Here is a 26830-nt window from a genome sequence, read left to right as displayed (position 1 = left end):
CGGGGCGCTCCATTCGTTGAGTTCACAGCAACGATGGTGCCACAACCCTCGCCGCCGCCCCATAGCTTCTCTCCCCCACTTCCGTGGGGGCGAGGAACCCGAAGCCTTCCCTGCGACCGATCACGCAGCTTCCAGTGCCGCCTTCACCGCAGCGATCGCATTCTCGGCTTTCGAGGCATCCGGGCCGCCGGCCTGGGCCATGTCAGGCCGACCGCCGCCGCCCTGCCCACCCAATGCCGCGGACGCCACGCGCACCAGATCGACGGCGCTGAAGCGGCCGGTCAGGTCGTCGGTGACGCCGACCACGACGCTGGCCTTGTTGTCCTCGCCGGCGCCAACGAAGACAACGACGCCGGAACCGAGCGACTTCTTGCCGGCATCGGCCAACGGCTTCAAGTCCTTTGGCGAGACGCCCGATACCGCCTTGCCGAGAAAACCGACACCGGCAATGGTCTCATTTTCGGCCGGCGCACCGGCTGGCGAGCGGTCGCCCAGCGCCAGCTTCTTGCGCGCCTCGGTCAATTCCTTCTCCAGCTTCTTGCGCTCGTCGAGCAGCGCCTCGACGCGGGCCGGCACGTCGGCCGGCGAAATCTTGAGCGTGGCAGCGACCGCCTTCAGCCGCTTGTCCTGCTCGTCAAGATGCTTTCTGGCCGCCTCGCCGGTCAGCGCCTCGATGCGGCGTACGCCGGCGGCGACAGCGCCTTCCGAGACCAGCCGGACCAGGCCGATATCGCCGGCGGCGCCGACATGGGTGCCGCCGCACAGTTCGACCGAATAGGGCTTGCCGGCCTTGTCGCCGGTGATCCCGGTGCCCATCGAAACGACGCGGACCTCGTCGCCATATTTCTCGCCGAACAGCGCCATGGCGCCCTCGGCGATCGCGTCGTCGACGCTCATCAGCCGCGTCGTCACCGGGCTGTTCTGCACGACGATCTCGTTGGCCATCGCCTCGACGCGTTCCAGTTCCTCGGCCGAGATCGGCTTCGGATGGGAAAAGTCGAAGCGCAGCCGTTCCGGCGCGACCAGTGAGCCCTTTTGCGCGACATGGGTGCCGAGCACCTCGCGCAGCGCCTCGTGGACAAGGTGGGTCGCCGAATGGTTGGAGCGCAGCCGCGTGCGCCTGATATGGTCGACCTTTAGCTCGACCGCTTCATCCGTCTTGACGGTGCCATTGGTAACCTTGCCAAAATGCACGAACAGGCCGTCGCCCTTCTTCTGCGTGTCGGTGACGTCGATGACAAAACCTTCGCCCGAAATCACGCCGGTGTCGCCCATCTGGCCGCCGGACTCGCCATAGAACGGCGTCTGGTTGACGACGACGCCGACAGTTTCGCCGGCAACGGCGCTCTCCACCGCAACGCCATCCCTGACCAGCGCCTGAACGATGCCTTCCGCTTGCTCGGTGTCGTAGCCCAGAAACTCGGTCGCGCCCGCCTTCTCGCGCACCGCGAACCAGACGGTCTCGGTGGCCGCGTCGCCAGAGCCGGCCCAGCTCTTGCGCGCCTCGGCCTTCTGGCGCTCCATCGCAGCATTGAAGCCGTCGAGATCGACCGAAACGCCGCGCGGGCGCAGGGCGTCCTGGGTGAGATCGAGCGGGAAGCCGTAGGTGTCGTAGAGCTTGAACGCCGTCTCGCCGTCGAGCCGGTCGCCGCTGCCCAGCGTCTCGGTTGCATCGGCAAGCAGGCCGAGGCCGCGCGCCAGCGTCTTGCGGAAGCGCGTTTCCTCGAGCTTCAGCGTCTCAGTGATCAGCGGCTGGCCGCGCACCAGTTCGGGATAGGCCTGGCCCATCTCGCGCACCAGCGCCGGCACCAGCCGCCACATCAACGGATCACCGGCGCCCAAAAGCTGCGCATGACGCATGGCGCGGCGCATGATGCGACGCAGTACGTAGCCGCGGCCCTCGTTCGACGGCAGCACCCCGTCAGCGATGAGGAAGCTCGAGGCGCGCAGATGATCGGCAATGACGCGGTGGCTCGCCCGGTTCTTGCCTTCCGCCTTGACGCCGGTCGCCTCTTCCGAGGCTCGGATCAGCGCCTTGAACAGGTCGATGTCGTAATTGTCGTGCTCGCCCTGCAGGACGGCGGCGATGCGCTCCAAACCCATGCCGGTATCGATCGACGGGCGCGGCAGTTCGATCCGCTCCGCCTTCGTCACCTGCTCGAACTGCATGAAGACGAGGTTCCAGATCTCGATGAAACGGTCGCCGTCCTCATCCGGGCTGCCGGGCGGGCCGCCCGGAATGTCGGCGCCATGGTCGTAGAAGATTTCCGAGCACGGACCGCAGGGACCGGTATCGCCCATCGCCCAGAAATTGTCGCTGGTGGCGATGCGGATGATCCTGTCCTCCGGCAGCCCGGCGATCTTCTTCCAGAAGCCTGCGGCCGCGTCGTCGGTATGATAGACGGTCACCAGAAGCCTATCCTTGGCGATGCCAAACTCGCGGGTGATCAGGTTCCAGGCGAGTTCGATGGCGCGCTCCTTGAAATAATCGCCGAAGGAGAAATTGCCGAGCATCTCGAAAAAAGTGTGGTGACGGGCAGTGTAGCCGACATTGTCGAGATCGTTGTGCTTGCCGCCGGCGCGCACGCATTTCTGCGAAGTCGTGGCGCGCGAATAGGGACGGGTTTCAAACCCGGTGAAGACGTTCTTGAACTGCACCATGCCGGCGTTGGTGAACATCAGCGTTGGGTCGTTGCGCGGCACCAGCGGGCTCGACGCCACGACCTCGTGACCTTCTTTGCGGAAATAGTCGAGAAATGCCGACCTGATCTCGTTGACGCCACTCATGAATACTGCCTTTTCGAGAGAACCGCCGATTGCCGGCGGAAAACAGACATGGCCTTTTAGCGGTCGCACCGCACCCTGTCCAGAAACACGGAATTGCTCCAAATCGTAGCCTTGGCCGGCTGTTCGGAATGGCCAGAGCCACCGCCAAAAACGCAAACCGCCGGCCCAAGGCCGGCGGCATGAACACATCGATACTCAATTCGGGATACGTGAACTCAAACGGATATTCTGGCTGGCACAGCCCGCATCCTACATCGCGCCCGCTTCGTCCTCGAAACCGTCGTCTCCACCTTCGGAACCACCATTCTCGAGGAATTTCTCGGCGATAAGTCCGGCATTCTGCCTCAGCGCCAGCTCGATTTCGCGCGCCGTGTCGGGATTGTCGCGCAGGAACAGTTTTGCATTTTCGCGGCCCTGGCCGAGACGCTGCGAATTGTAGGAGAACCAGGCGCCCGACTTCTCGACCACGCCGGCCTTGACGCCGAGGTCGACCAACTCGCCGGTCTTGGACACGCCCTCGCCATACATGATGTCGAATTCGACCACCTTGAAGGGCGGCGCCAGCTTGTTCTTGACCACCTTGACGCGGGTCTGGTTGCCGACGACCTCGTCGCGGTCCTTGACCGAGCCGATGCGACGAATGTCGAGGCGCACCGAAGCGTAGAATTTCAGCGCGTTGCCGCCGGTCGTAGTCTCGGGCGAACCGAACATGACGCCGATCTTCATGCGGATCTGGTTGATGAAGATGACCATGGTGTTGGAGCGCGAGATCGAGGCGGTCAGCTTGCGCAGCGCCTGGCTCATCAGCCGCGCCTGCAGGCCGGGCAGCGAATCGCCCATCTCGCCCTCGATTTCGGCGCGCGGCGTCAGCGCCGCGACCGAATCGACCACCAGCACGTCGATGGCGCCGGAACGCACCAGCGTGTCACAGATCTCCAGCGCCTGCTCGCCGGTGTCGGGCTGCGAAATCAGCAGGTTTTCGAGGTCGACGCCGAGTTTGCGGGCGTAGACCGGATCGAGCGCATGCTCAGCATCGACGAACGCGCAGATGCCGCCCTTCTTCTGGGCTTCGGCCACCGTGTGCAGCGCCAGCGTCGTCTTGCCCGAGCTTTCCGGCCCGTAGATCTCGACGATGCGGCCGCGCGGCAGGCCGCCGACGCCAAGCGCGATGTCGAGGCCAAGCGAACCGGTCGGCACCGTTTCGATCTCGACGACCTGCTCGTTTGCGCCGAGCCGCATGATCGAGCCCTTGCCGAAGGCACGCTCGATTTGCGACAGCGCCGCATCCAGAGCCTTTGATTTGTCCACTGCTTTGTCCTCTACAAGCCGCAAAGAATTCTGAGCCATGATACATCACCCCTTGGTCGTCAATGAAGGCCGGACAATCCGTAATCCTTATTAATTTGTACCTTTTTTGTTCTCATCTGGCAAGGGGAGACAAGCGATTGAAAAACAAAGGATATCCGGATTTGTTCTTTTTTTGTTTCGTGTTTTCACCCCAAGATGTATCCCGCTTCCTCCGTGGGATCGTGCTGGCATCTCCCGAATCGCACCTCCGGTTGCCCGGTTCCGCCGGACGACCTAGTCTCCGCCCGGCAACAGCAAAGGTCATCTCGCCGGCATGATGAAGTCGCCGACAATCCTGGCCGTAGGCGGCGCCTATATAGATCGGCGCGGCCAGGTTTCGGGCACTTTCGTGCCGGCGGCGTCGAATCCCGGCACGATGCGCGAGGCTGTCGGCGGCGCCGTCTTCAATGCGCTGCGCAGCGCCGTACGCCGCGGTGTCTCCGGCTCGCTGCTTTCGGTGCGCGGCGGCGATGTTCTGGCCGATACGGTCTCGCGCGCCATCGCTGCGGCCGGTATTGCCGATCTTTCCGTGGTGTTCCTCGATCGCACGACGCCGAGCAACACAATGCTGATCGACGGCGACGGCGCGCTGATCATCGGCCTCGCCGACATGGCGCTCTATGATCTGGCACTTCCCAAGCAGATCCGCCGTGCCAAGGTGCGCGAGGCGATCAGCACCGCCGATGCGGTCCTGTGCGACGCCAACCTGCCGTCGACGGCACTGGAGCGGCTGGTGGCGCTTGCCGCCGGCAAGCCGGTCTTCGGCCTCGCCGTCTCACCAGACAAGGCGGTGCGGCTCGCGCCGGTGCTTGGCAGCCTGGCGATGGTCTTCATGGACCGGCGCGAGGCCATCGCACTCGCCGATGTCGGTATCGACACGGCGGAGCGTGATATCATCGACCGCCTGAGGCGCGCCGGCCTCAAAGGCGGCGTGGTGACGGCGGATGACGGTCCGGTGCTGGGTTTCGACGAAGCCGGCGCCTTCTCGATCCTGCCGCCGAAAAAAGTCGCGGACGGCGCCGCCGATGCGCTGGCGGGCGCAATGGTCGCCGCCCTGCTGCGCGGCCTGACGCTGCGCGCGGCGCTGCGCGACGGCGTTGCCGCAGCAATGCTCGCGATCGAAAGTGCCGGGCTTGTGCCGGTCTTAACGGCGGCAGACTTTGCCGACGCGCTGGCCCTTGTGCCCGAGCCGCAGAAATTGGCATGAGCTGATGACCAGTGGAGAGGTAGCCTATTTGCCGGCACGCAGCCCCGCTTCATAGGCCCGGCGTGCCCAGACCGACATCTCATCCGGATCGTCGAAGGCGCTGTCGGGAACGCTCCAATACGGCATCGACACCAGCTTGCCGTGCCGCGACCCCGTATAGGTCCATTGCCGACAGCCGGCCGCCTCGAATTCGGGCGCGCTTTCCGCGTCGGCCTTCAGCATCAATTCGCCGCGCACCACGATGGCGACGATAACGCCGTCAAAATAGATGCCCTTGCCGCCGAACATCTTGCGAATGCTGACCGGGCCGAGGCCTTCGAAAAGTTCGGCAATGCGTTCATTGTCCATGCCGCGATCATGTCACCCGGATTTAGGCTTGTCATCGCCGCAACCGGCACCATCCTGACAAGTTGAAAACCAATTTCGTCGGAGTTTTTCATGCCGCTTCTGCTCAAAGGGTCCTGCCGGTGCAATGCTGTCCGATTCGAGGTGGAAAGCCACACGCCGGTGCCGTTCATGCTCTGCTACTGCTCGATCTGCCGCAAGCAGCAGGGCGGCGGTGGCTTTGCCATCAATCTCGGCGCCGATTACGAGACGCTCAAAATCAAGGGCAAGCGCAATCTCGGCGTCTACCGGGCCGAGATCGAGGACGACGAGCATCCGCAGTGCGAGATCTCGTCAGGCGAGCGGAATTTCTGCAGGAAATGCGGATCGGCACTGTGGCTCTACGATCCGACCTGGCCGGAGCTGGTCCACCCCTTCGCCTCGGCGATCGACACAGACCTGCCGAAACCGCCTGAAAAGGTGCACCTCATGCTGAAATACAAGGCGAACTGGGTCGAGCCCGAGATCGGCAAGGACGACAAGACCTTCGACGTCTATCCCGAGGAATCGATCGCAGACTGGCACAAGCGGACGGGAATGTGGGTGGATTAGCATTCTTCGCCCCGTTTACGGGGAGAAGATGCCGGCAGGCAGATGAGGGCGGCGCAAACATCACAGAGGCCGGCTCTGCCCCTCATCCGGCCCTTCGGGCCACCTTCTCCCCGTAAACGGGGAGAAGAAAGAATCAGGCCGATGCGCGCGCCTCGGCCAGCGCCTTCAGATCAGCCGGCTTGAGCTCAACCGATTCGCCGCAGCCGCAGGCCGAGCTCTGGTTCGGGTTGCGGAAGGTGAAGCCGGTGCGCAGCGTCGTCTGCTCGAAATCCATCTCGGTGCCGAACAGGAAAAGCGCTGCCTCAGGCGCGACATAGACATGGGCGCCGTCGCGCTCGATATGATCGTCCTTGGTGTTGGGCTCGGTCACCAGGTCGACCGTATATTCCATACCGGCGCAGCCGCCCTTCTTGATGCCAAGGCGAATGCCGTGCGCATTCTCACGGGTTGCGACGATCTCGCGAACCCGGTCGGCAGCCTTTTCGGTCATCGTGATGACGGCGAAGCGTCCCATCTTTTCTTTCTCCACTTTCGCGCGGGTCCAAGGCCCGTGGAATGAGTCTTCCCTAAAATGGTGAAGTTTCATGCCGGGCGCAACCCCGGTATGACGCGCAATTTGAACAGCGCGGCGTCTGTTGTATATCGAAGGTTGCTAGCAGTTAGATGTCGGTTGCGGCTGACGACGAGGATAGAATGCCGGTTGACCCAAATCAGATGGTAGAATTTCGGGCGTCGCCCGTTCGGTTATTTTTACTGGTCATCGGGGCGCTAGCTTTCTCGGCCTTGGGTTTTGCAATGGGTGGTTGGCCATCATCCGTAGGCGTAACTCCGGGCAGTTTTGTACAGCTCATGGGATGGATAGGCGGACCGTTGTTCTCAGGCACGGTCCTGATCGTGATTTGGCAATATTTTAAAACTGGATTGCCAATTCTGACGCTTTCACCGGAAGGGTTGCGAGATACCCGAATCTCGGCAGCGTTCATACCTTGGGCCGACGTCCAAAAGCTGTCCGTGCGGGACCATCAACGCACTAAGATGCTCGTGGTCAAAATATCAGAAGCAGTATGGCGTGAGTTACCTCTCACGCTGTTGGCGCGTTGGAGCCGCACTGCCAATCGCTCCTTCGGAATTGATGGGCTATGCATTCCTACAGCGGAGTTCAGCGTGAAGTTTGAGGACTTTTTCCAACTTGTTGCTGCCTACTCCAAGGCCCATGGCAGCACCATCGATTAAGGATCAATACCAGCCCACCGCGACCTGCGCCTCTTCCGACATGCGGTCGGGCGACCAGGGCGGATCGAAGGTCATGTTGACCTCGACGCCGGACACGCCTTCGACAGCGCCGACGGCGTTTTCCACCCAGCCGGGCATTTCGCCGGCCACCGGGCAGCCGGGCGCGGTTAGCGTCATGTCGATCTTGACCGAGCGGTCGTCCTCGATGTCGATCTTGTAGATCAGGCCAAGCTCGTAGATGTCGGCCGGGATTTCCGGGTCGTAGACCGTCTTCAGCGCCGAGACGATGTCGTCGGTCAGCCGCGCCAGTTCGTCGGCGGGTATGGCCGAGGCGGAAACCAGACCGTTGGCAGTCGTCTCCGAAGTGGTCTCAGCGGTGCGGCCTGCATCATCCATGATCGTCATCCGAAGAACTTGCGCGCTTTTTCGAGCGCATCGGCCAAAGCGTCGACTTCGGCCCTGGTATTATACATGCCGAACGATGCCCTGCATGTGGAGGTTACGCCGAAACGTTTCAACAGCGGCTGGGCGCAATGCGTGCCGGCGCGGACAGCAACGCCCTGCCTGTCGATGACCATCGACACGTCATGGGCATGAATGCCCTGCAATTCGAAGGAGATGATGGCGCCCTTATCAGGCGCGTCGCCGAAGATGCGCAGCGAATTGATGGCACGCAGCCGCTGATGCGCATAATCCTTCAGATCGGCTTCGTGCGCGGCAATGCGCTCGCGGCCGATCTTTTCCATGTATTCCAGCGCCGCACCCAGCCCTATCGCCTGGACGATCGGCGGCGTTCCGGCCTCAAAGCGGTGCGGCGGATCGTTGTAGGTGACGAAGTCTTGCGTCACCTCCTCGATCATCTCGCCGCCGCCCATGAACGGTCGCATGCGCTCCAGCATGTCCTTCTTGCCGTAGAGCACGCCGATGCCCGAGGGCCCATAGACCTTGTGGCCGGTGAAGACGAAGAAATCGCAGTCGAGGTCCTGCACGTCGATCGGCATATGCACGGCGCTCTGGCTGCCGTCGACCAGCACCGGAATGCCGCGCGCATGCGCGATGCGGACGATCTCCTTGATCGGCGTCACCGTGCCCAGCGCGTTCGACATGTGCGTGATGGCGACGAGCTTGGTGCGGTCGGTCAGCCGCTTCTCGAACTCCTCGATGTGGAAGATGCCGAGATCGTCGACCGGCACCCAGACCAGTTTCGCGCCCTGCCGCTCGCGGATGAAATGCCACGGCACAATGTTGGAATGGTGCTCCATGATCGACAGCACGATTTCATCGCCCTCGCCGATATTGGGCATGCCGAAGCCATAGGCGACGGTGTTGATCGCCGCGGTCGTGTTCGAGGTGAAGACGATGTTGTCGGTATCAGGCGCGTTCAGAAATCTTTGCACAATCTTGCGCGCGTTCTCAAAGGCGTCGGTCGCCGCATTGGACAGGAAATGCAGGCCACGATGGACGTTGGCGTATTCCTGGGAATAGGTGTGCTGGATGGCGTCGAGCACGGCCTGCGGCTTCTGCGCCGAGGCGCCATTGTCGAGATAGACCAGCGGTTTGCCGTAGACTTCCCGCGACAGGATCGGAAAGTCGCGGCGTATCGCCTCGACGTCGTAGGGAATGTTTTCGACTTTCTGGTCCATTTCGAAGTCCTTGCCGCTCTACGCCGCGTTCGTTCCAACACCCCTCATCCGTCTTGGCGCTTTCGCGCCAATCCACCTTCTCCCACAAGGGGAGAAGGTCTGGCGCTCTTCCTTCTCCCCTTGTGGGAGAAGGTGGCCGAGCGGAGCTCGGTCGGATGAGGGGTGTTGGCCGAAGCGCCAGACTCTCACCCACTGCTATCCGTGCGCCGCGAACCAGCCGTCGAGCCTCGTTTCCAGCGCCTCGACGATCGCCTCGTCGTCCAGTTCCTCGATCACCTCGGCGACGAATGCCTTCACCAACAGGCCACGCGCCGACTTCTCGTCGATGCCGCGCGCCATCAGGTAGAACAGGTGGCTATGGTCGATCTCGGTGACGGTCGCGCCATGGCCGCAGACGACGTCGTCGGCGAAGATTTCGAGCTCAGGCTTGGTCGAGAACTCGCCGTCATCGGACAGAAGCAGCGTGTTGCAGGCCATCTTGGCGTTGGTCTTCTGCGCATATTGGTGGACGTTGATGCGCCCCTGGAAGACGCCGCGCGCTCTTCCGGTCACCACGTTGCGGATCACCTCCGTTGAAGCCGTGTGCGGCACGGTATGGTCAAGCACCATGGTCACGTCGGTATGCGTGTCGCCGGCAAGCAGGTTGATGCCGCGCAGCGTGAAGTCGGCGCCTTCGCCGGTGGTCTTCACCACGATCTCCTGGCGCACCAGCTTGCCGCCGGCGTTCATGACGAACAGCGTCAGCTTCGCATCCTTGCCGAGATGCGCCTTGAATTGGGCAAGATGCGTTGCCGTATCCGGCTGCTCCTGCACGATGAGCCACGTCACGTCGGCGCCCTCCTCAAGGAGAAGCTGGCTGACCGAGCTGACGAGTGCGGCGCCCTCGCCCGCCTGGCGCTCGACGATAACAGCCTTAGCGCCGGCGCCGACGCGGACGCTGAGGCGAACATGCGTCTGGCCGCCGGCCTGCAGGTTCTGCAGTTCGATCGGCTTGTCCAGTTCGGTGCCGTCGGCGATGTCGACAAAATAGCCGTCGGCCACGAAAGCGGTGTTCAGCGCGCCGATGGCATCGTCGACGCCATAGGCATCGAGGCCCGGCGCGATACTGCCGTCGGTCAGTTTCTCCGACAGGCGCTGCACGGCAATGCCCTCGATATCAGGCAGTTTCGCGCTCGACACGCCGTTCAGCACCGGCAGAACAGCGGACCCTTCGACAACAGGCGCAATGGCTCTCGCGACAGCTGCGGGATCGAAATCCGGCACCGAAGTCAGCAGGCGGCGCAGATCGGTGTAGTGCCAGGATTCGATGCGCCGCGTCGGCAGGCCGCTCTTGATCGCTTCGATTGCGTCGTCGCGCTTCAGCATCACCGTGCCGTCACCGGGCAGCAGCGACAGCCGGTCGCTGAAGGCGTCGATCAGCGCCGTTTCGGCCGGCGTCCGCTGGGGTGTCGTGTGTATATTCATCAGTTTCGCCTTGCTTGGCTTGCCTTCTGGGCCTTCTGGCATCTCACGCGGCTTGGCCAATCACGCCGGCATAGCCATTGGCCTCGAGGTCGAGCGCCAGCGACTTGTCGCCCGACTTGACCACCTGGCCTCTGTACAGCACGTGCACACTATCCGGCACGATGTATTGAAGCAGGCGCTGGTAGTGGGTGATGATGACGATGGCGCGGTCTGGCGCGCGCAACGCATTGACGCCTTCCGAGACGATCTTGAGCGCATCGATGTCGAGGCCGGAATCAGTCTCGTCGAGCACGCACAGTTTTGGCTCCAGAAGCTTCATCTGCAGGATCTCGGCGCGCTTCTTCTCGCCGCCGGAGAAGCCGACATTGAGCGGCCGTTTCAGCATCGCCATGTCCATGTCGAGCAAGGCGGCCGCGTCCTTCACGCGCTTCAGGAATTCGGGGATCTTCAGCGGCTCCTCGCCGCGCGCCTTGCGCTGCTCGTTCATCGCCACTTTCAGGAATTCCATCGTCGCCACACCCGGTATCTCCATCGGATACTGGAAGGCGAGAAAGATGCCTGATGTGGCGCGCTCGGCCGGGTCCATTTCGAGGATCGATTGGCCGTTGTAGAGAATGTCGCCTTCTGTGACTTCATAATCCTCGCGCCCGGCGAGGATGTAGGACAGCGTCGATTTTCCCGAGCCGTTGGGGCCCATGATGGCGGCAACCTCGCCGGCCCTCACTGTCAGGTTCAGGCCGCGGATGATCTCGGTGCCGTCATCGACGATACGGGCGTGCAAATTCCTGATCTCAAGCATCTTTTTCTACTTTCGTGTTCTTGTTGTTCTCGACGCTCGGTCCTGGACGGGATATCCCTAAAAGCGCGCCCGCAAGATCGCCAGTAACCAACATCCAGCCAAAAAACCCAACCGCGCCTAGGCCCGCAATTGAACCACCAATAGTCTTTACCGAACTCAGGCCAAACATTGCGCCTATCAGAGCCATCACGGCACCTCCAACAGCCAGCGTCAGCAAGAGCATCAGAACGATGAATATCAAGCTCTCGATTCGCTCGAAGAATTTCCAGGAGCGCCGTTCCATCTAATCAGCCCACCGAGCCTTCCAGCGAAATGCCGATCAGCTTCTGCGCCTCGACTGCGAACTCCATCGGCAGTTGCTGGATGACGTCCTTGACGAAGCCGTTGACGATCAGCGCGATCGCCTCTTCTTCCGGAATGCCGCGCTGCATGACGTAGAACTTCTGGTCCTCGGAGATTTTCGAGGTGGTCGCTTCATGCTCGAACTGCGCCGTTGCGTTCTTGGCTTCCATGTAGGGCACGGTGTGCGCGCCGCACTGGTCGCCGATCAGCAGCGAGTCACAGTTGGTGAAGTTACGAGCATTGGTCGCCTTGCGGTGCGCCGACACCTGGCCGCGATAGGTGTTCTGCGAGAAGCCGGCGGCGATGCCCTTGGAAATGATTCGGCTCGACGTGTTCTTGCCGAGATGGATCATCTTGGTGCCGCTGTCGACCTGCTGGTAGCCGTTCGACACGGCGATCGAATAGAACTCGCCGCTGGAATCGTCTCCGCGCAGGATGCAGCTCGGATATTTCCAGGTAATCGCGGAGCCGGTCTCGACTTGCGTCCACGAAATCTTCGAACGGTGGCCACGGCAGTCGCCGCGCTTGGTGACGAAATTGTAGATGCCGCCCTTGCCCTCGGCGTCGCCGGGGTACCAGTTCTGCACCGTCGAGTATTTGATCTCGGCATCGTCGAGTGCGATCAGTTCGACCACGGCGGCGTGAAGCTGGTTCTCGTCGCGCTGCGGCGCCGTGCAGCCTTCGAGATAGGAGACGTAAGCCCCTTCCTCGGCGATGATCAGCGTGCGCTCGAACTGGCCGGTGTTCTTCTCGTTCATGCGGAAATAGGTCGACAGTTCCATCGGGCAGCGCACGCCCTTGGGCACGAAGACGAAGGAACCGTCGGTGAACACCGCGGAATTCAGCGTGGCGTAGAAATTGTCGGAGGTCGGCACGACCGAACCGAGATATTTCTTCACCAGTTCAGGGTGCTCGCGGATCGCTTCCGAGATCGAGCAGAAGATGACGCCGGCCTGCGCCAACTCCTTCTTGAAGGTGGTAACGACGGAAACCGAATCGAACACGGCGTCGACGGCAACGCGGCCCGACTTATAGACATTGTCGCTGGCTTCCTCGAGTTCCGACGCATCGGTCTTCTGCACGCCGGCAAGGATTTCCTGTTCCTTCAGTGGGATACCGAGCTTTTCGTAGACCCTCAACAGTTCGGGATCGACGTCGCTCAGCGATGTCGGTCCCGGCGTGCTCTTGGGCGCCGCATAATAGTGGAGGTCCTGGAAATCGATCTTCGGATAATGGACGCGCGCCCACTTCGGCTCGTCCAGCGTCACCCAGCGCCGATACGCTTCCAGACGCCATTCCAGCATCCAGGACGGTTCGTCCTTCTTCGCCGAAATGAAGCGGATAATGTCCTCGCTCAGCCCCTTTGGGGCCTTGTCCATCGCGATTTCGGTCTGGAATCCGTATTTGTATTGGTCGACGTCGATCTTTCGGACCCGATCGATCGTGTCCTGCACAGCAGGCATTAGCGTTCTCCATCCACGCCGGGGTCAAGGCCCGGCAGTTTTCAAACTATGGCACCGCGAAACCAGTACCCGTGAGGCATCCAAGGCGGCGTAAGTTCCATATAGTGCGTCCCTGCCGGAAATTCACCCGGCCACCATGAAACGCACGGCTCTACCAGGCCGGAAGACCTGCATCATTCTGCCGCACTCAGGCAGCTTCTTCCCTGCCCCCGCGGCGCGAGGCGATACCTGCCAGCGCAGTGCGGAACAGTTCGATGTCCTCGGCGCTCGTTGCGTGGCCGATGGACACACGCAAAGCGCCAAGGCTGTCACTGTGCCCCATCGCTTTCAGCACATGGCTCGGGCCGACCTTGCCCGAGGAACAGGCGGAACCGGCCGACAGCGCCACGCCCGCCAGATCGAAGGCGATCTGCGCCGTCTCGGCCTTGATGCCCGCAATAGCGAAGAATGTCGTATTGGCAAGCCTCGGCGCGCCGGTTCCGATGACTTCCGCATCCGGCACCAGCGTTTTCACGATGGCCTCGATCTCGTCGCGGCGGCTACCGACCGCATCGATGCTCTTCAATCCGATCAGGGCCTCCCGCGCCGCCGCGCCAAAACCAGCGATCGCGGCCAGATTTTCGGTGCCGCCACGATGACCCTTTTCCTGGCCGCCGCCGGCGATCAACGGCCTAGGCATCATCAGGTCCGAGGCGGCGATAATGGCGCCAACGCCCTTGGGACCACCGATCTTGTGCGAGGACAAAATTAGGTAATCGGCGTAACCCGCTGACATATCAAGCGGAATGCGACCGGCTGCCTGCACGGCGTCGACGATCAGGATGCCGCCGGCCGGCTTGACGATTTCGGCGATGCGGTCGATCGGCTGGATGACGCCGGTCTCGTTGTTGGCGGCATGGATCGCCACCAGCGGCAGGCCGCCTGCCTTGTCATGACGGCCAAGTGCCGAGGCCAACGCGTCCAGCCTGACAATGCCGTCGGCGTCGACGCCGATCCGCGTCACCAGGGCTGCCGGAAAACGCCCGCCACTCAGTATACAAGGATGATCGGCTTCGCAGACATAGAGCCGGCTCATGCGGACAGCGCCGCGCCCCATCTGCCAGTCCGGCGTCAGCAGCGTCGAGGCGGCTTCCGTCGCACCGGAGGTGAAGACGACATGCTCGGCCGTGGCGTTGACCAGCGCCGCCACGTCGCGCCTTGCATGTTCGATCAGCCGCCGTGCGGCGCGGCCCTCGGCATGGACCGACGACGGGTTGGCGGCGGCATCGAGCGCGGCAATCATTGCCGTACGCGCCGCGGCAAGCAGCGGCGCGCTGGCATTGTAGTCGAGATAGGCGCGTGGTCCGGCCATTTTCGTTTCAATCGGTCCCTTCAAGAGCCATTCCGCGAGGTTTGCGCGTTATTTCCTTGAAATTGCAAGGCAAGACGTCCTATTTACGCGGCGTGCGGCGTGGGTAGCCGAGCCATTGCGTTTTGGCCACCCAGTTTTGAACAATTCTAAACTAGCTTCTAGAAAGACGCTCGCCCTGCGTCAAGGCCAGAGGAAGAGTTGTTCCAGGCGCCGCGCATTCTTATGCCATGTGGAGTATTTTATGCCTGAGGTCATTTTCACCGGTCCGGCCGGCCGCCTGGAGGGTCGCTACCAGCCTTCCAAGGAAAAGAGCGCGCCGATTGCCATCATCCTGCACCCGCACCCCCAGTTCGGCGGCACGATGAACAACAAGATCGTCTACGACCTCTTCTACATGTTCCAGAAGCGGGATTTCACCACGCTTCGCTTCAATTTCCGCGGCATCGGCCGCAGCCAGGGCGAATTCGACCACGGCACCGGCGAATTGTCGGATGCGGCCGCGGCACTTGACTGGGTGCAGTCGCTGCATCCGGATTCCAAGAGCTGCTGGGTCGCCGGCTATTCGTTCGGCTCGTGGATCGGCATGCAGCTTCTGATGCGCCGGCCGGAGATTGAAGGCTTCATCTCGATCGCGCCGCAGCCCAACACCTATGACTTCTCATTCCTGGCTCCCTGCCCGTCGTCAGGCCTCATCATCCATGGCGACGCCGACAAGGTCGCGCCGCCAAAGGACGTGCAGGGGTTGGTCGACAAGCTGCACACGCAAAAGGGCATCACCATCACCCAGAAGACCTTGCCCGGCGCCAACCATTTCTTCTCCAACGACGCGGACCTCCTGCTCCAGGAATGCGCGGACTATCTCGATCGCCGTCTGGCTGGCGAATTGTCCGACCCGCGGCCGAAACGGTTGCGATAACAGCGATGTACCAGCCCCCGCATTTCCAGGAAACGCGAAAGGACGTCCTGCACGGGCTGATCCGGGCGCATCCGCTTGGGCTGCTGATTTCAAATGGGGCCGAGGGGCCGGTCGCGAACGCGATCCCGTTCCTGCTCGACGCCGAAGTGCCACCAAACGGCAGGCTGCGCGCCCACCTGGCGAGAGCCAATCCGCAATGGCGCCTGCTGGCCGACAGCAAGGCATCGCCCGTGCTGGTCGTCTTCCAGGGCACCGACGCCTATGTGACGCCGTCCTGGTACGAAACCAAGCGCGAAACCGGGAAGGTCGTGCCGACCTGGAACTACGCCATTGTCCAGGTGCGCGGTGCCGTCAGGGTGATCGAGGACCAGGATTGGCTGGCCCAGCAGATTTCCGATCTGACGGTATCACAGGAAGCCGCTCGCGAAGCACCCTGGGCTGTGACCGACGCACCAGCCAGCTTCATCCAGTCGCAGATCAAGGGCATTGTCGGGCTGGAAATCGAGATCACGGATATGCAAGGCAAGTGGAAGGTCAGCCAGAACCGGCCCATCGCCGACCGTAGCGGTGTCGCCGAGGGGCTCGAGAGCGAGGATCCGAACTCGCCCGACATGGTCCGGCTTGTACGATCCTACGGCGGACTGGACGACAGATAGGACCGACCTTGTGCAAGGTCGCAGCCTGGAGACTCCCAGGGATTTGCTGCGGCCAGGAAGGCATCGGTGTCGACCTTACCGGCTTGCGCCACGTCGCGCTGAGAGGCAGGTCGCTCAATCGACCTTCGTCATCGCCGCCTTGCGCTCGTTGGCGATCAACCACAGGTTGCGGATGTAGATGAACAGGCCCAGGGCCTGGCCGGCGATGAACACCGGATCCTGCCGCTGGATGGCGTAGATCAGCAGCAGGCTGCCGCCGAACAGCGAAAAGAACCAGAAAGCGATCGGCACGACGCTGCGCTTGGCTTTTTCCGATGCGACCCACTGCACGACGAAGCGCATGCTGAAAAAGAACTGGGCGACAAAGCCGAGCAGAATCCACGTATCGAACTGCTTGACGAAGACGTCGTGAAGCCAGGTCGCAAGCTCCTGAAGCACGTTAGCCATGCCGGATTTCCTCTGTTTTTGGCATTCTGCGGCGCCGGCGGCGCAGCCACCAGACACCGGCGAGATCAAGCACCCCTTGCAGGCCGCGGTCGAAAATTCCGTAATTCGACTTGCCGTGGCGGCGAGAGCGGTCGACCACGTCGCAATGCACGACGCGATACCCCTCCTGGATGACGAGGGCCGGAACAAAGCGGTGCGTGCCGTCGAAGAACGGCAATTTCCTGAGGATGTCGGTATGGATCGCCTTCAGACCGCAGCCCGTGTCGCGGGTCTCGTCATGCAGGACGGCCTTTCTCAGCCAGTTGGCAAAACGGGACGCCAGTTGCTTGATCTTGCTGTCGCGACGTTTCAGGCGCTGCCCTTGCGCAACGCCGAAACCGGGACCGGCCTGCCGCAGCGCATCGACCAGCACCGGAATGTATTTGGGATCGTTCTGACCGTCGCCATCGATCGTGGCGACGATATCGCCGCGGGCCGCCCATGCGCCCGAACGCACAGAGAGAGACTGGCCGGCGGATTTTTCATGCCGGAGGTGGCGAAGCGGAAACGGGCGAAGCACTGCCTGGGCGGCAAGCACCGAGGTGGTCTCATCGGTCGAACCGTCATTGACGACGATCACCTCGAAGTCGCGCCCGGCCATCGCCGCCCCGATCTCATCAAGCAGAAGCGGCAGGTTCGCCGCCTCGTTCCGGCAAGGAATGACGATGGATATCTCCGGCATTTCGCGTCGGGCTCTGTCACAGGATATTGGCATTCGATTCGATGCCGTGCGGTGCCGTTCCAGCGGGTCAGGTGCGGCGAGAACCCGCTGGCGCGGCGCCTCATTACGCCAGCCCAAACGATGAAGCAAGGATGCAGCCGGAAGGCGAGCTTGCGCCGTTTCAAGGCTCGTGATTGCGTTCGCACCGAACCGGTCATGTAAAACGCGACCGGATGCAAAACCGGATTCCCCTTTTGCTGACCGCGCTTGGATGCTAAACGCCCGCGTTCACGCATACCACGCCCGATCCGCTTCGGTTGGGCGCTTTCGGGAAAGAAAAAATGTCCGCCTTCAAATCCGATTTCCTGCGCATAATGAGCGAGCGCGGTTTCATCCACCAGATTTCGGATGATGCCGGCCTCGACCAGCTTTTCGCCAAGGAAACGGTGACCGCCTATGTCGGTTACGACGCCACGGCGACCAGCCTGCATATCGGCAATCTGATTTCCGCGACCATGCTCTACTGGCTGCAGGAGACCGGCCACCGGCCGATCGCGCTGATGGGCGGCGGCACCTCGATGATCGGCGATCCTTCCTTCCGCGACGACCAGCGCAAGCTTTTGACGCCTGAGGCCATCGCCACCAACATCGAGGGCATCAAGCGCATCTTCGGCCGCATCCTGCGTTTCGGCGACGGTCCGAACGACGCGATCATGATCAACAATGCCGACTGGCTGATGAAGCTCAACTATGTCGAGTTCCTGCGCGATGTCGGCCGGCATTTTTCGGTCAACCGCATGTTGACCTTCGACAGCGTCAAGCTGAGGCTCGAGCGCGAACAATCGCTGTCGTTCCTCGAATTCAACTACATGATCCTGCAGGGCTATGATTTCGTCGAGCTCAGCCGGCGATATGGCTGCCGCCTGCAGATGGGCGGATCGGACCAGTGGGGCAACATCATCAACGGCGTCGATCTCGGACACCGCATGGGTACGCCGCAGCTTTATGCCCTGACCACACCGCTGCTGACGACGTCGTCAGGCGCAAAGATGGGCAAATCGGCGAAGGGCGCGGTCTGGCTGAACGGCGATCTCTACTCGCCCTATGATTTCTGGCAGTACTGGCGCAACACCGAGGACGCCGACGTCACGCGCTTCCTCAAGATTTTCACCCGCCTGCCGCTCACCGAGATCGCCCGGCTCGCCGCGCTTGGCGGCTCCGAGATCAACGAGGCCAAGAAGGTCCTGGCCACGGAAACGACGGCCATCGTGCACGGCCGCGCGGCAGCCGAGCAAGCCGAGGAAACCGCGCGCAAGACGTTCGAAGAAGGCGCGCTGGCCGAAACGCTGCCGACCGTCGAGGTCGGCAAGGCCGATCTGGAAAGCGGCGTCGGCATATTGTCGCTGTTCGTTACCGCCGGGCTGGCGGCGTCCAACGGCGAGGCGCGGCGACACATCCAGGGCGGCGCGGTGCGGCTGAACGACCAGTCCGTTTCCGATGATCGCCGGTTGGTGACACTTCAGGATCTCGGCCCGGAACAAGTCGTAAAACTGTCGCTCGGCAAGAAAAAACACGTTCTGGTGCGGCCGGTCTGACCAGCGCCTGATCGATCTCGATGGAGTCGGGATGGGGCTTCATTAGCCCTTTTCTGAAACCGGTTTCACTTCTTGCTGCGCTGACCTTCGGTTCGGGATCACGGCCTAGGCAAGAGCACCGTCAAACCCTGACCCTCCAAGACATTCAGTTGGCGCACGAACGGCCGCCATCGAGTGGAAAGCCGCCTTTGAGCCTGTGATGATGGTCAGGTGTCGTGGAAGGGGGGCAAGAGCCGACGTGATAGGCCATAGGCCCCAACTTTTTACGCGGTGGAAACTTGCATGTTCGCGAGCAAGTGCGCGGACGCATACGCTTCGCGTATATTGTGTAGGCGAAGGACCCGGCGCTCTAGCGACCGCATAAGGAGGGCCTCGCGAGTTACCGCTCAGATGCGCGGCGCGAAACCCTGGCTCTTCCGTCGATGATCTCGCCGTCGGGAATTCGTGCGTTAATCATACCTTCCTTCCGCCCCGCCAAGGGGGCTGCTTTCACAAGGGTATGCGCCCGCCGTATTAAGATATTGCCGGAAACGTGACGACGAAGCAGGCGCCGCCGCCGGACGGCGATTTGTGGTGCACAGTTGCGCCGTGGTGCAAGGCGATTTGGCGCACCAGCGACAGTCCGAGGCCCCAGCCGCCGGCCATCTCGCTGCGGCCCTGTGGTCGGAAGAACGGCTCGAAGACGCGCTCGCTGGTACCTTCCGGCAGGCCCGGTCCGTGATCGCGCACCTTGAGCACCACAGAGCCGCCTTCGGTTCCCACATGCGCGCTGACCGGCGGGCTGCCATGTCTCTGCGCGTTCTGCATGAGATTGCGAACCAGCCGCGTGAGCAGTGTCGGGTCGCCCGACACGATGCCGGGTTCGCCTGACACGTCGACGCCGGAGCGCGCGCCTTCCTCGGCCGTAAGCGCCAGCAGATCCACCGGCTCCACCCGTTCCAGCTTCTCGATATGGTCGAGCCTGCTGGCAAGCAGGATTTCCTCCACCAGCGCATCGAGTTCGGCGAGGTCACGCACGATCTCGTCGCGCATCGGGCCGCTCTGTCCGTCGGCGTTGAGGTCGATCGCCATGCGCAGGCGCGCAAGCGGCGAGCGCAACTCGTGACTGGCATTGGCAAGGAGCGAGCGGTGCGCGACAAGCAGCCGCGCGATCTGCTCGGCGGCGCGGTTGAAGCTCGCCGCCACCGCCGCAACCTCATCGTTGCCCCTCACTGCGACGCGCGTGTCAAGGGCGCCTTTGCCCCAGCGATCCACGCCCTGGCGCAATGCTTCAAGGCGGCGTGTAAGATGACGCACGACCGGAAAGGCGGCAAGCCCTATCACCGCCGCGATCAGCGCGAGAAAGGCAAGTGGGCTGCGGCCGGCCGGGCCGAACGGCACTCTCAGCCGCGCCGCGATCACCCTTCCGTCCGGCTGCCGGCTGATCAGCAGGTGATGCCCGCCGGGACGCATCTTGCGCCGCGATCCGATCTCTTGCGGGGGGATCGGCCGACCGGCCGCTGCAAGCAGCCGACCCTGCGGTCCGTAGACGGAGATGTCGGCATCGAAGGCCGCCGAAAGCCGCTCGACCGTCGCCTGCAGCAAGGCGGGGTCGGAGTCTGCCGGCAGCATCGCCTCGATGAAGGCGTCGCGCCGGCCACTCCAGCCGGCATGTTCGCGTTCCTGGCCCATGCGTACGAAGATCGCGCTGGCGATCGCCACTACGGCGAGGCTGACGAGCACGGTGAGATAGATCTTGACGAAAAGGCTGCTGCGCATGGCTTATCTGTCACCGTCCTGGAAACGGGCAAAGACATAGCCCGCGCCGCGTACCGTAAGGATGCGGCGAGGATGTCTCGGATCGATCTCGATCGCGGCGCGGATGCGCGAGACATGCACGTCGATCGACCGGTCGAACGCTTCCAGTTCTTCGCCCTTGACCATGTCCATGAGCTGCTCGCGCGACAGCGTGCGCCCGGCATTTTCGGCGAGCGCCACCAGCAGGTCGAACTGGTAGCTGGTCATCGGGCAGTCGCGCCCGTCGACGCGGGCCGAGCGCGAGGAAGGGTCGATCTCCAGCCGTCCGAAGCGGAGGATGCGCGGGGAGGCGTTCGCGCCGGCGTTGCGGCGGCGCAGGATTGCCTTCAGCCGCGCCAGCAACTCGCGCGGATTGAACGGCTTCGGCAGATAATCGTCGGCGCCTATTTCCAACCCCACGATGCGGTCGGTCTCGTCGCCTCGCGCCGTCAGCATCAGAACCGGCACATCGAAGTTCGCGCGGATGCGCTTGAGCGCCTCGAAGCCGTCCATGTCAGGCAGCATGACGTCGAGTATCACGGCATCGGGCGACAGCCGCGCGATCTCGGCAATGCCTGCGCCGGCCGTCTCCGCCGCTCGCACACGAAAGCCGTTGTCCGTCAGATATTCCGCGAGCATGGCGGACAGGCGCCTGTCGTCGTCGACGATGAGAACCTGGTCCGCCATGCTCGTTTGTTTGCTCCGATTCGAAACTGTGCCGGTACAGAGCTTACCAGCGGCGGTGCCAGCCGCGATCCTCGAAATGTTCGACCAGCTCCGCCCGTTGCTCGGCCGTCAGCACCTCGGCGGCGTCGAGCAGCGCCGTCGTCAGCTTGCGCGAGGCCTCATCGACCGCCGCGATGCGCTCGGCTCGCAGCTTCTCCGCTGCCTCGCGGTCGATGGTTGCGGCGCCGAGCAGCTTGGCGACATCGTCTCGCGTGTCGCGGAAGCCTCGCATGATCGGGCGGACATCGTCGTGGAGCTTGTCCATGATCGCCTCCAGCTTGTCTTCCTGCTCGGGTGTGGCGTCGACCTCATCGAGCATGCGCTCAAAGTGATGGCCGCCGAAACCCGGGCCGCCAAACCCCATGCCGTGGCGGAAATTGGCCTGCATGTGCATGCCGGGACCGCCGTCGCTCTCGCCCATGCTGAAGCGCTGCATGCGCCCGTAATCCTGGCTGAGCGCGCCGGCGACGCCGACGCCGGCAAGCGCCGCTATCGCAATGCCGCCTATGGCGATGCGCTTGCCCCAGCTCTTCTTCTGCGGGGTGCCGGAGAGGCCGGCCGGTTCCTGATGGTTCGTTTCCATGATGCTGGTCCTTTCGCTAATGCGGCATCTCTGCCGCGACTGGGCCAGACTAGGAGCGCAATGTTTCGGCCGTTGCGGGCGAATGTAAAGTTGTGTGAAGCCGGCAAGGCGCTATTGCGGCGGAGCAGCGGGAGTGCTGCGGTGGTTCTCCACCCTACCTGAAACCCCGCGTCATGAGCTTGATCTGATCGATGTGGCCGTAAGGGTCAATCTTTACGGTTTGCTGAAGGATGCGCCACTTGCCGACCTCAGCACCTCTAAGCGCGAACGTCTGGTGTGATGCCCGATGCGGGCGTTCGTAGGGCATCTCGCTGTTACATCGCGGTGACAAAAGCACCGCCACGGTGGCGTCAACCGGTTACACAGAGCAGGAAATATCTCCGGCCTTCTGGGAGTGGTCAGCGTCCCCAGAGGCTGCGTGGGCGTGTCGTCGGGTTGGCTGTTAGCGCGGCGACTGGAACGCTCGCAAGCGGGATAGCGAAGTCTCGTGAAGGCAAGGTCAAGCTGCGTTCTCCGTTCTGTATCGGCGACGGGCGGCGACTGGGAGAGATGGATACCATGCACGTAGGGCGTCCGGAAGTTGGCAGGACATGGACGCGGGGCGGCCCGCGTGCAGGCGCCTGGCTGAGCGGTGCAATGACCACGCAGCGCCGCCTCGCAGCGATCCTGGCTTGCGACGTGGTCGGCTATTCGCGCCTGACGGAGCGCGACGAGCGCGGCACGCTCGAGCGGCTGAAGATCTACCGCAAGGACCTCCTCGAACCACTGGTCTCCGAGCACCAGGGTCGGATCGTCAAGCTCACCGGCGACGGCATGCTGTGCGAGTTCGCGAGCGTCGTTAACGCGGTGACCTCGGCGATGGCGATCCAGCAGGCCCTGGCAGAACACGAGGCGGAGACGCCCGAGGAAGAGCGGATTCGCTTCCGCATCGGCGTCAATCTCGGCGACGTGGTCTGCGAGGAGGACGGCGACCTCTACGGCGACGGGGTCAACATCGCCGCCCGCCTCGAAAGCATCGCTGATCCCGGCACCGTGGTCGTCTCGGGCACCGCCTACGACCACCTTCAGGGCAAGCTCGACTGCGGCTTCACGCCGCTCGGCGACCTGCGCCTCAAGAACATCGAGCGGCCTGTGCGCGCCTACCGCGTCGAGACCGACGCCAGCGCCTCGGTGACTGCACTGCCTCCCCTGCCTGAGAAACCCTCGATCGCGGTTCTGCCTTTCACCAACATGAGCCGCGATCCCGACCAGGAATACTTCGCCGACGGGCTGGTGGAGGACATCATCACGGGATTGAGCCGAGTGAACTCCTTCTTCGTGATCGCCCGCAACTCGTCCTTCACCTATAAGGGCCGGGCGGTGGACCTGCGCCAGGTCGGGCGCGAGCTGGGCGTCCGCTACGTGCTCGAAGGCAGCATCCGCAGAGCAGGATCGCGGGTGCGCATCAGCGGGCAGTTGGTGGACGCGATCAGCGGACACCATGTCTGGGCCGACCGCTTCGAGGGCGACGTGAGCGACATCTTCGACCTGCAGGACAAGGTGACCGAGAGCGTCGTCGGCGCCGTCGAGCCGAGCATCCGGCTGGAGGAGATCAAGCAGGCGCGCATGAAGCCGACCGACTACATCAGCGCCTACGACCTCTACCTTCGCGCGCTGCCGCGCTTCTACAGCATGACGCGCGAAGGCTTTGCCGACGTGCGCCGGCTCACCAACGAGGCGCTCAGCATCGACCCTAGCTTCAACTTGGCGAAGGCACTCGGCGCCTATATCCGCAGCCTATCCGTGAGCCAGTGCTGGCACGAGCCCGACGATACCCGAGTCGCCGCGCGCATGGCGCGCGAGGTACTGGCGGAAGCGCGCGACGACCCCACCAGCCTACGCTTCGCCGCGCAGGTGATCGCCTACAGCGCGAAGGACTACGAGATGGCGCTGGGCACGATCGAACGATCCCTGCTGCTCAACCCCAATTCGGCGCAGGGCCATACGGGCAGCGGCTGGGTGAACGCACATTCCAGCCGCCCGCTCGTCGCGATCGAGCACTTTCACAGGGCGATGCGGCTGAGCCCGGTCGACCCCGAGAAGGGCATCGCGCTCTCCGGCATCGGGATGAGCTACCTGATGCTCGAGCGCTACGAAGAAGCGCTGGCATGGGGAGAACGCGCGCTGCACGAGATGCCGAACTACGGCTCCTCGCACCGGGTGGTGATCATGGCGCTCGTCAAACTCAACCGGCTGGACGAGGCGCAGGCGGCGGCGCGGCGGCTGATGGAGGCGTTCCCGACCTACACGCTCACCCTGCAGAGACAGATCAACCCGTGGCGGGACAAGGTGTTCGCCGAGCGTTACGTCGAGGCGCTGGGCATCTCCGGCGTGCCGGAGTGATCGTCGCGGTTGCAAAGATGCCCTCTCCTGCGCGTCACGTCCGGCCAGGCGACGTCCGTTGATCCCGCGTCGCTTCTGGAAGGATAGTTCTCTGGCCGGCTTGTCCGAGGACCGAGCGCGTAGAGCAGCCGTGAACAGCCGGCGAGCTCTGTTAGGTTCGCGTCGAACTCCGGTTTCCACCCTGACGAGACCTACCGACGGTCCAGACAAATGTCGCCGTTGGGTCAAACCACGTCGGCAAGCGTGACCCGTTTGGAATGTCGGCTTTCAGAAGCAGCGAAAGTACCCCCAACGACCGAGATTGGGGCACGAAGCGGACGGATAGCCTTTGCACGTAAAATGCAATCGCACGGTTCGAGGGGTACCCACGAGCCAAGGAAAATTGAAGCCCAAATCAACGCGCCTAACTAGTCGCGCTCGGAAGCCGCATTGATGCGATCGAGTTCGCAGCCACCTGGCGGAAGGCGGAAGGTTCTGATCCGCCCTTTCTTGTTGCTGCGGTAGGAAGACTTCTTGTTTCAGCCATAAGCCCAAATTGCTGGATTTGGCAGCCCAGGAAGGATAGGCTTGGTTTTTGGTTCAAGCGATGGAACAGAGACTAGCCGCAATTCTGGCTGCCGATATGGCGGGCTACAGTCGGCTAATGGAGGCCGACGAATCCGGCACGCTCGCACGCCTTCGGACCCATCGCATAGAACTGGTCGATCCCGCCATCGCGAAGAACAAGGGCCGGATCATCAAGACCACCGGAGACGGCATGCTCGTTGAGTTCCAGAGCGTGACCGATGCCGTGAAATGCGCCGTGGAAATCCAACAGCGCATGAAACGGCGCAATTCGGATGTGCCGCAAGAACGGCGTATCGAATTCAGGATCGGCATAAATCTCGGCGACATCATTTTCGACGATGAGGACATTTTCGGCGACGGCGTCAATATTGCCGCGCGCATCGAGCAACTCGCCGACGTCGGCGGTATCTGCGTGACCGCAGCGGTGGCGACCCAAATTGCCGACCGTCTCGAAATTGCCATGGAGGACCTGGGCGAGAAGACGTTAAAGAACATCAGCCGCCCGGTTCGCCTCTATCGCATTGGGTTCGACAGTCATGTCCTGCCAGAAGTCGAGGCAAAGCGATCCATCTCGAAACCTTCGATAGTGGTGCTGCCATTCAACAACATGAGCGGCGACCCCGAGCAGGAATTTTTCGCGGACGGACTGACCGAGGACATCATCACCGAACTGTCCCGCCACCATGAGCTGTTCGTCATCTCGCGCAATTCCAGCTTCGTCTACAAGAACCGCGCCGTGAATGTGCGCGAGGTGGCCGAGAAACTCGACGTCCAATACCTGGTGGAGGGAAGCGTCCGCAAGATCGGCGACAGGGTGCGCGTGACGGTTCAGCTCATCGACACGGCGAATGACGCTCATATTTGGGCAGACAAATATGACCGGAAGCTGGACGACATATTCGCGATTCAGGATGAGGTGACCGCGGCGATCGCAGCCACGCTGCCCGGTCGTGTCGAGGCGGCTCAGCGGGACCAGCTCGCCCGGGCGAAACCTGCAAACATGGCCGCGTATGAATGTGTGCTTGCTGCCAAGGTGCTGCATCACCGAAGCACGCTTGCGGATAATGAACGCGCGCAAACCTTGATAGGCAGGGCCGTCGCGCTCGACCCCGATTATGCCCATGCCCATGCCTGGCGGGCCTGCATTCTTGGCCAGGCCTGGGTCCATAACTGGTGCCAAGACAGGGATGCCGTCTGGAACGACATCATGGCAGCGCTGGACAGGGCGCTGGCGCTGGACGACAACGATGCCGATGTCCACCGCATCCTCGCCGCAGTGAACGTGAACAACAATGAGCTGACCACAGCGCGCTACCATCAAGAGCGCGCCCTCGCCCTCAATCCCAATTACGACCTCGTGGTGGTGCAGCAAGGCGAGTTATTGACGTGGCTGGGGAGGCCGGAAGAGGGAATTGAATGGATCCGCAAGGCAATGCAGTTGAACCCGCACCACCCGGAGAGGTTCTGGAGCCATCTGGGAAAGGCGCATTTCGCCGCGCGCCAGTATGGCGAGGCGATCGAAGCTTTCATGCATCTGTCAACCATGGACTCGGTTCAGCACGCTTTCGCCGCTGCCTGCTACGGCTGGCTCGGCGACGAAATCGCGGCCGCGGCGCATCTAGGCAAGATCAGAACGCTCGATCCCCAATTCGACCTCGATTCATTTATCGCCACCCTGCACTATGCCCAGGAGTCTGATGTGCAGCACGTCCGCGAAGGACTGCTGAAAGCCGGTATTGCCTAGCCAGCCCGTAACTACGAACCAGATCCAATCGGGGACAGGCAAAAAAGACCGGCCCCCCACCCAAGGACGAAGCCGCGCGCGCGGCCCGGGGGGCGGAGTTCGGGACCCCTCGGGCCCGCGGCCGGGGCGCCCGGGGCGGGCGCGGCGCGGGGGGCCGTGGGGGCGG

General features: G+C 62.7%; 25 protein-coding genes. 9 read left to right on the top strand and 16 right to left on the bottom strand.

The window, feature by feature from the left end; translation table 11 throughout:
• Positions 1-120: 120 nt before the first annotated feature.
• Together alaS and recA are read right to left on the bottom strand one after the other, a co-directional pair.
• Positions 121-2787: an alanine--tRNA ligase gene (alaS, locus tag AC0L14_RS25480; protein WP_473751115.1), complete on the bottom strand. Its 2667-nt coding sequence runs from the start codon at positions 2785-2787 to the stop codon at positions 121-123.
• 249 nt (positions 2788-3036) lie between these two features.
• On the bottom strand, positions 3037-4134 hold the full coding sequence (recA, locus tag AC0L14_RS25475; protein ID WP_008875470.1) for a recombinase RecA: 1098 nt from the start codon (positions 4132-4134) through the stop codon (positions 3037-3039).
• A 274-nt stretch (positions 4135-4408) separates the two neighbouring features.
• On the opposite strand from recA, the gene AC0L14_RS25470 reads away from it, so the two are divergent.
• The gene (locus AC0L14_RS25470; RefSeq protein ID WP_473751114.1) at positions 4409-5341 is read left to right on the top strand and encodes a carbohydrate kinase family protein; all 933 of its coding nucleotides are present in this window, start codon (positions 4409-4411) and stop codon (positions 5339-5341) included.
• A 24-nt stretch (positions 5342-5365) separates the two neighbouring features.
• On the opposite strand, the gene AC0L14_RS25465 is transcribed toward AC0L14_RS25470, so the two are convergent.
• Entirely contained in the window at positions 5366-5689 is a 324-nt protein-coding gene (locus AC0L14_RS25465; protein WP_258117640.1) for a TfoX/Sxy family protein, read from the bottom strand.
• Between the two features lie 90 nt (positions 5690-5779).
• Here AC0L14_RS25465 and AC0L14_RS25460 point away from each other — a divergent pair, with 90 nt between their 5' ends.
• Positions 5780-6277 (top strand): GFA family protein, encoded by a 498-nt coding sequence (locus AC0L14_RS25460; RefSeq protein ID WP_473751113.1) that lies wholly within the window; start codon positions 5780-5782, stop codon positions 6275-6277.
• A gap of 133 nt (positions 6278-6410) precedes the next feature.
• Here the strand turns inward: AC0L14_RS25460 and sufA are convergent, their stop codons facing one another.
• On the bottom strand, positions 6411-6791 hold the full coding sequence (gene sufA, locus AC0L14_RS25455) for a Fe-S cluster assembly scaffold SufA (RefSeq protein WP_006206001.1): 381 nt from the start codon (positions 6789-6791) through the stop codon (positions 6411-6413).
• A gap of 179 nt (positions 6792-6970) precedes the next feature.
• On the opposite strand from sufA, the gene AC0L14_RS25450 reads away from it, so the two are divergent.
• Positions 6971-7510, top strand: a complete 540-nt coding sequence (locus AC0L14_RS25450; RefSeq protein WP_473751112.1) for an STM3941 family protein — start codon at positions 6971-6973, stop codon at positions 7508-7510.
• 3 nt (positions 7511-7513) lie between these two features.
• Here AC0L14_RS25450 and AC0L14_RS25445 read toward each other — a convergent pair whose 3' ends face one another.
• The 7 genes from AC0L14_RS25445 to AC0L14_RS25415 all read right to left on the bottom strand — a co-directional run bounded on the left by AC0L14_RS25445 (position 7514) and on the right by AC0L14_RS25415 (position 14572).
• Entirely contained in the window at positions 7514-7906 is a 393-nt protein-coding gene (locus AC0L14_RS25445) for an SUF system Fe-S cluster assembly protein (protein WP_095489690.1), read from the bottom strand.
• Positions 7907-7911: 5 nt separating this feature from the next.
• On the bottom strand, positions 7912-9153 hold the full coding sequence (locus AC0L14_RS25440) for a cysteine desulfurase (RefSeq protein ID WP_473487899.1): 1242 nt from the start codon (positions 9151-9153) through the stop codon (positions 7912-7914).
• 195 nt (positions 9154-9348) lie between these two features.
• Positions 9349-10617 (bottom strand): Fe-S cluster assembly protein SufD, encoded by a 1269-nt coding sequence (gene sufD / locus AC0L14_RS25435; protein WP_473751111.1) that lies wholly within the window; start codon positions 10615-10617, stop codon positions 9349-9351.
• Between the two features lie 43 nt (positions 10618-10660).
• Positions 10661-11416, bottom strand: a complete 756-nt coding sequence (gene sufC, locus AC0L14_RS25430) for a Fe-S cluster assembly ATPase SufC (RefSeq protein WP_473529860.1) — start codon at positions 11414-11416, stop codon at positions 10661-10663.
• Entirely contained in the window at positions 11409-11699 is a 291-nt protein-coding gene (locus AC0L14_RS25425; RefSeq protein ID WP_473529861.1) for a hypothetical protein, read from the bottom strand. The genes sufC and AC0L14_RS25425 overlap by 8 nt, the downstream gene beginning before the upstream one ends.
• Before the next feature lie 4 nt (positions 11700-11703).
• Positions 11704-13221, bottom strand: a complete 1518-nt coding sequence (gene sufB, locus AC0L14_RS25420; RefSeq protein ID WP_473529862.1) for a Fe-S cluster assembly protein SufB — start codon at positions 13219-13221, stop codon at positions 11704-11706.
• 187 nt (positions 13222-13408) lie between these two features.
• Positions 13409-14572 carry a cysteine desulfurase family protein gene (locus AC0L14_RS25415; protein ID WP_473529863.1) on the bottom strand — a complete coding sequence of 388 codons (1164 nt, stop codon included), beginning with the start codon at positions 14570-14572 and terminating at the stop codon, positions 13409-13411.
• Between the two features lie 241 nt (positions 14573-14813).
• Here AC0L14_RS25415 and AC0L14_RS25410 point away from each other — a divergent pair, with 241 nt between their 5' ends.
• Together AC0L14_RS25410 and AC0L14_RS25405 are read left to right on the top strand one after the other, a co-directional pair.
• The gene (locus AC0L14_RS25410) at positions 14814-15488 is read left to right on the top strand and encodes an alpha/beta hydrolase (protein ID WP_027154148.1); all 675 of its coding nucleotides are present in this window, start codon (positions 14814-14816) and stop codon (positions 15486-15488) included.
• A gap of 5 nt (positions 15489-15493) precedes the next feature.
• Positions 15494-16144: an FMN-binding negative transcriptional regulator gene (locus AC0L14_RS25405; RefSeq protein ID WP_473751110.1), complete on the top strand. Its 651-nt coding sequence runs from the start codon at positions 15494-15496 to the stop codon at positions 16142-16144.
• A 114-nt stretch (positions 16145-16258) separates the two neighbouring features.
• Here the strand turns inward: AC0L14_RS25405 and AC0L14_RS25400 are convergent, their stop codons facing one another.
• Both AC0L14_RS25400 and AC0L14_RS25395 read right to left on the bottom strand, forming a co-directional pair.
• A complete protein-coding gene (locus tag AC0L14_RS25400; RefSeq protein ID WP_029353575.1) occupies positions 16259-16591 on the bottom strand; it encodes a lipid-A-disaccharide synthase N-terminal domain-containing protein in 333 nt (110 codons plus the stop codon).
• Positions 16584-17312 carry a glycosyltransferase family 2 protein gene (locus AC0L14_RS25395; RefSeq protein ID WP_473637700.1) on the bottom strand — a complete coding sequence of 243 codons (729 nt, stop codon included), beginning with the start codon at positions 17310-17312 and terminating at the stop codon, positions 16584-16586. The genes AC0L14_RS25400 and AC0L14_RS25395 overlap by 8 nt, the downstream gene beginning before the upstream one ends.
• Positions 17313-17632: 320 nt before the next feature.
• On the opposite strand from AC0L14_RS25395, the gene tyrS reads away from it, so the two are divergent.
• Complete coding sequence (tyrS, locus tag AC0L14_RS25390; RefSeq protein ID WP_473529865.1) at positions 17633-18886, top strand: tyrosine--tRNA ligase; 1254 nt, start codon at positions 17633-17635, stop codon at positions 18884-18886.
• A 513-nt stretch (positions 18887-19399) separates the two neighbouring features.
• On the opposite strand, the gene AC0L14_RS25385 is transcribed toward tyrS, so the two are convergent.
• From AC0L14_RS25385 to AC0L14_RS25375, 3 genes are read right to left on the bottom strand one after another with little or no spacing between them, the layout of a single operon-like run.
• Complete coding sequence (locus AC0L14_RS25385) at positions 19400-20644, bottom strand: sensor histidine kinase (RefSeq protein ID WP_473751109.1); 1245 nt, start codon at positions 20642-20644, stop codon at positions 19400-19402.
• 3 nt (positions 20645-20647) lie between these two features.
• On the bottom strand, positions 20648-21349 hold the full coding sequence (locus tag AC0L14_RS25380) for a response regulator (protein ID WP_473637698.1): 702 nt from the start codon (positions 21347-21349) through the stop codon (positions 20648-20650).
• A 43-nt stretch (positions 21350-21392) separates the two neighbouring features.
• Positions 21393-21971 (bottom strand): Spy/CpxP family protein refolding chaperone, encoded by a 579-nt coding sequence (locus AC0L14_RS25375; RefSeq protein ID WP_473529868.1) that lies wholly within the window; start codon positions 21969-21971, stop codon positions 21393-21395.
• 133 nt (positions 21972-22104) lie between these two features.
• Here AC0L14_RS25375 and AC0L14_RS25370 point away from each other — a divergent pair, with 133 nt between their 5' ends.
• The 3 genes from AC0L14_RS25370 to AC0L14_RS25360 all read left to right on the top strand — a co-directional run bounded on the left by AC0L14_RS25370 (position 22105) and on the right by AC0L14_RS25360 (position 26664).
• Complete coding sequence (locus AC0L14_RS25370) at positions 22105-22251, top strand: hypothetical protein (protein ID WP_473751108.1); 147 nt, start codon at positions 22105-22107, stop codon at positions 22249-22251.
• A 356-nt stretch (positions 22252-22607) separates the two neighbouring features.
• A complete protein-coding gene (locus AC0L14_RS25365; protein WP_473751107.1) occupies positions 22608-24353 on the top strand; it encodes an adenylate/guanylate cyclase domain-containing protein in 1746 nt (581 codons plus the stop codon).
• A gap of 586 nt (positions 24354-24939) precedes the next feature.
• Entirely contained in the window at positions 24940-26664 is a 1725-nt protein-coding gene (locus AC0L14_RS25360) for an adenylate/guanylate cyclase domain-containing protein (protein WP_473751106.1), read from the top strand.
• Positions 26665-26830: the final 166 nt, after the last annotated feature.

The organism is Mesorhizobium sp. WSM4841 (assembly GCF_055811515.1).
The sequence above is the reverse complement of the archived record's forward strand: the minus strand, read 5'-3'. Positions and strand labels throughout refer to the sequence as shown.

Coding starts and splice junctions, on each gene's coding strand:
- alaS (WP_473751115.1), bottom strand. CDS start 2,787: ATGAGTGGCGTCAACGAGATCAGGTCGGCATTTCTCGACTATTTCCGC.
- recA (WP_008875470.1), bottom strand. CDS start 4,134: ATGGCTCAGAATTCTTTGCGGCTTGTAGAGGACAAAGCAGTGGACAAA.
- AC0L14_RS25470 (WP_473751114.1), top strand. CDS start 4,409: ATGATGAAGTCGCCGACAATCCTGGCCGTAGGCGGCGCCTATATAGAT.
- AC0L14_RS25465 (WP_258117640.1), bottom strand. CDS start 5,689: ATGGACAATGAACGCATTGCCGAACTTTTCGAAGGCCTCGGCCCGGTC.
- AC0L14_RS25460 (WP_473751113.1), top strand. CDS start 5,780: ATGCCGCTTCTGCTCAAAGGGTCCTGCCGGTGCAATGCTGTCCGATTC.
- sufA (WP_006206001.1), bottom strand. CDS start 6,791: ATGGGACGCTTCGCCGTCATCACGATGACCGAAAAGGCTGCCGACCGG.
- AC0L14_RS25450 (WP_473751112.1), top strand. CDS start 6,971: ATGCCGGTTGACCCAAATCAGATGGTAGAATTTCGGGCGTCGCCCGTT.
- AC0L14_RS25445 (WP_095489690.1), bottom strand. CDS start 7,906: ATGGATGATGCAGGCCGCACCGCTGAGACCACTTCGGAGACGACTGCC.
- AC0L14_RS25440 (WP_473487899.1), bottom strand. CDS start 9,153: ATGGACCAGAAAGTCGAAAACATTCCCTACGACGTCGAGGCGATACGC.
- sufD (WP_473751111.1), bottom strand. CDS start 10,617: ATGAATATACACACGACACCCCAGCGGACGCCGGCCGAAACGGCGCTG.
- sufC (WP_473529860.1), bottom strand. CDS start 11,416: ATGCTTGAGATCAGGAATTTGCACGCCCGTATCGTCGATGACGGCACC.
- AC0L14_RS25425 (WP_473529861.1), bottom strand. CDS start 11,699: ATGGAACGGCGCTCCTGGAAATTCTTCGAGCGAATCGAGAGCTTGATA.
- sufB (WP_473529862.1), bottom strand. CDS start 13,221: ATGCCTGCTGTGCAGGACACGATCGATCGGGTCCGAAAGATCGACGTC.
- AC0L14_RS25415 (WP_473529863.1), bottom strand. CDS start 14,572: ATGGCCGGACCACGCGCCTATCTCGACTACAATGCCAGCGCGCCGCTG.
- AC0L14_RS25410 (WP_027154148.1), top strand. CDS start 14,814: ATGCCTGAGGTCATTTTCACCGGTCCGGCCGGCCGCCTGGAGGGTCGC.
- AC0L14_RS25405 (WP_473751110.1), top strand. CDS start 15,494: ATGTACCAGCCCCCGCATTTCCAGGAAACGCGAAAGGACGTCCTGCAC.
- AC0L14_RS25400 (WP_029353575.1), bottom strand. CDS start 16,591: ATGGCTAACGTGCTTCAGGAGCTTGCGACCTGGCTTCACGACGTCTTC.
- AC0L14_RS25395 (WP_473637700.1), bottom strand. CDS start 17,312: ATGCCGGAGATATCCATCGTCATTCCTTGCCGGAACGAGGCGGCGAAC.
- tyrS (WP_473529865.1), top strand. CDS start 17,633: ATGTCCGCCTTCAAATCCGATTTCCTGCGCATAATGAGCGAGCGCGGT.
- AC0L14_RS25385 (WP_473751109.1), bottom strand. CDS start 20,644: ATGCGCAGCAGCCTTTTCGTCAAGATCTATCTCACCGTGCTCGTCAGC.
- AC0L14_RS25380 (WP_473637698.1), bottom strand. CDS start 21,349: ATGGCGGACCAGGTTCTCATCGTCGACGACGACAGGCGCCTGTCCGCC.
- AC0L14_RS25375 (WP_473529868.1), bottom strand. CDS start 21,971: ATGGAAACGAACCATCAGGAACCGGCCGGCCTCTCCGGCACCCCGCAG.
- AC0L14_RS25365 (WP_473751107.1), top strand. CDS start 22,608: ATGACCACGCAGCGCCGCCTCGCAGCGATCCTGGCTTGCGACGTGGTC.
- AC0L14_RS25360 (WP_473751106.1), top strand. CDS start 24,940: ATGGAACAGAGACTAGCCGCAATTCTGGCTGCCGATATGGCGGGCTAC.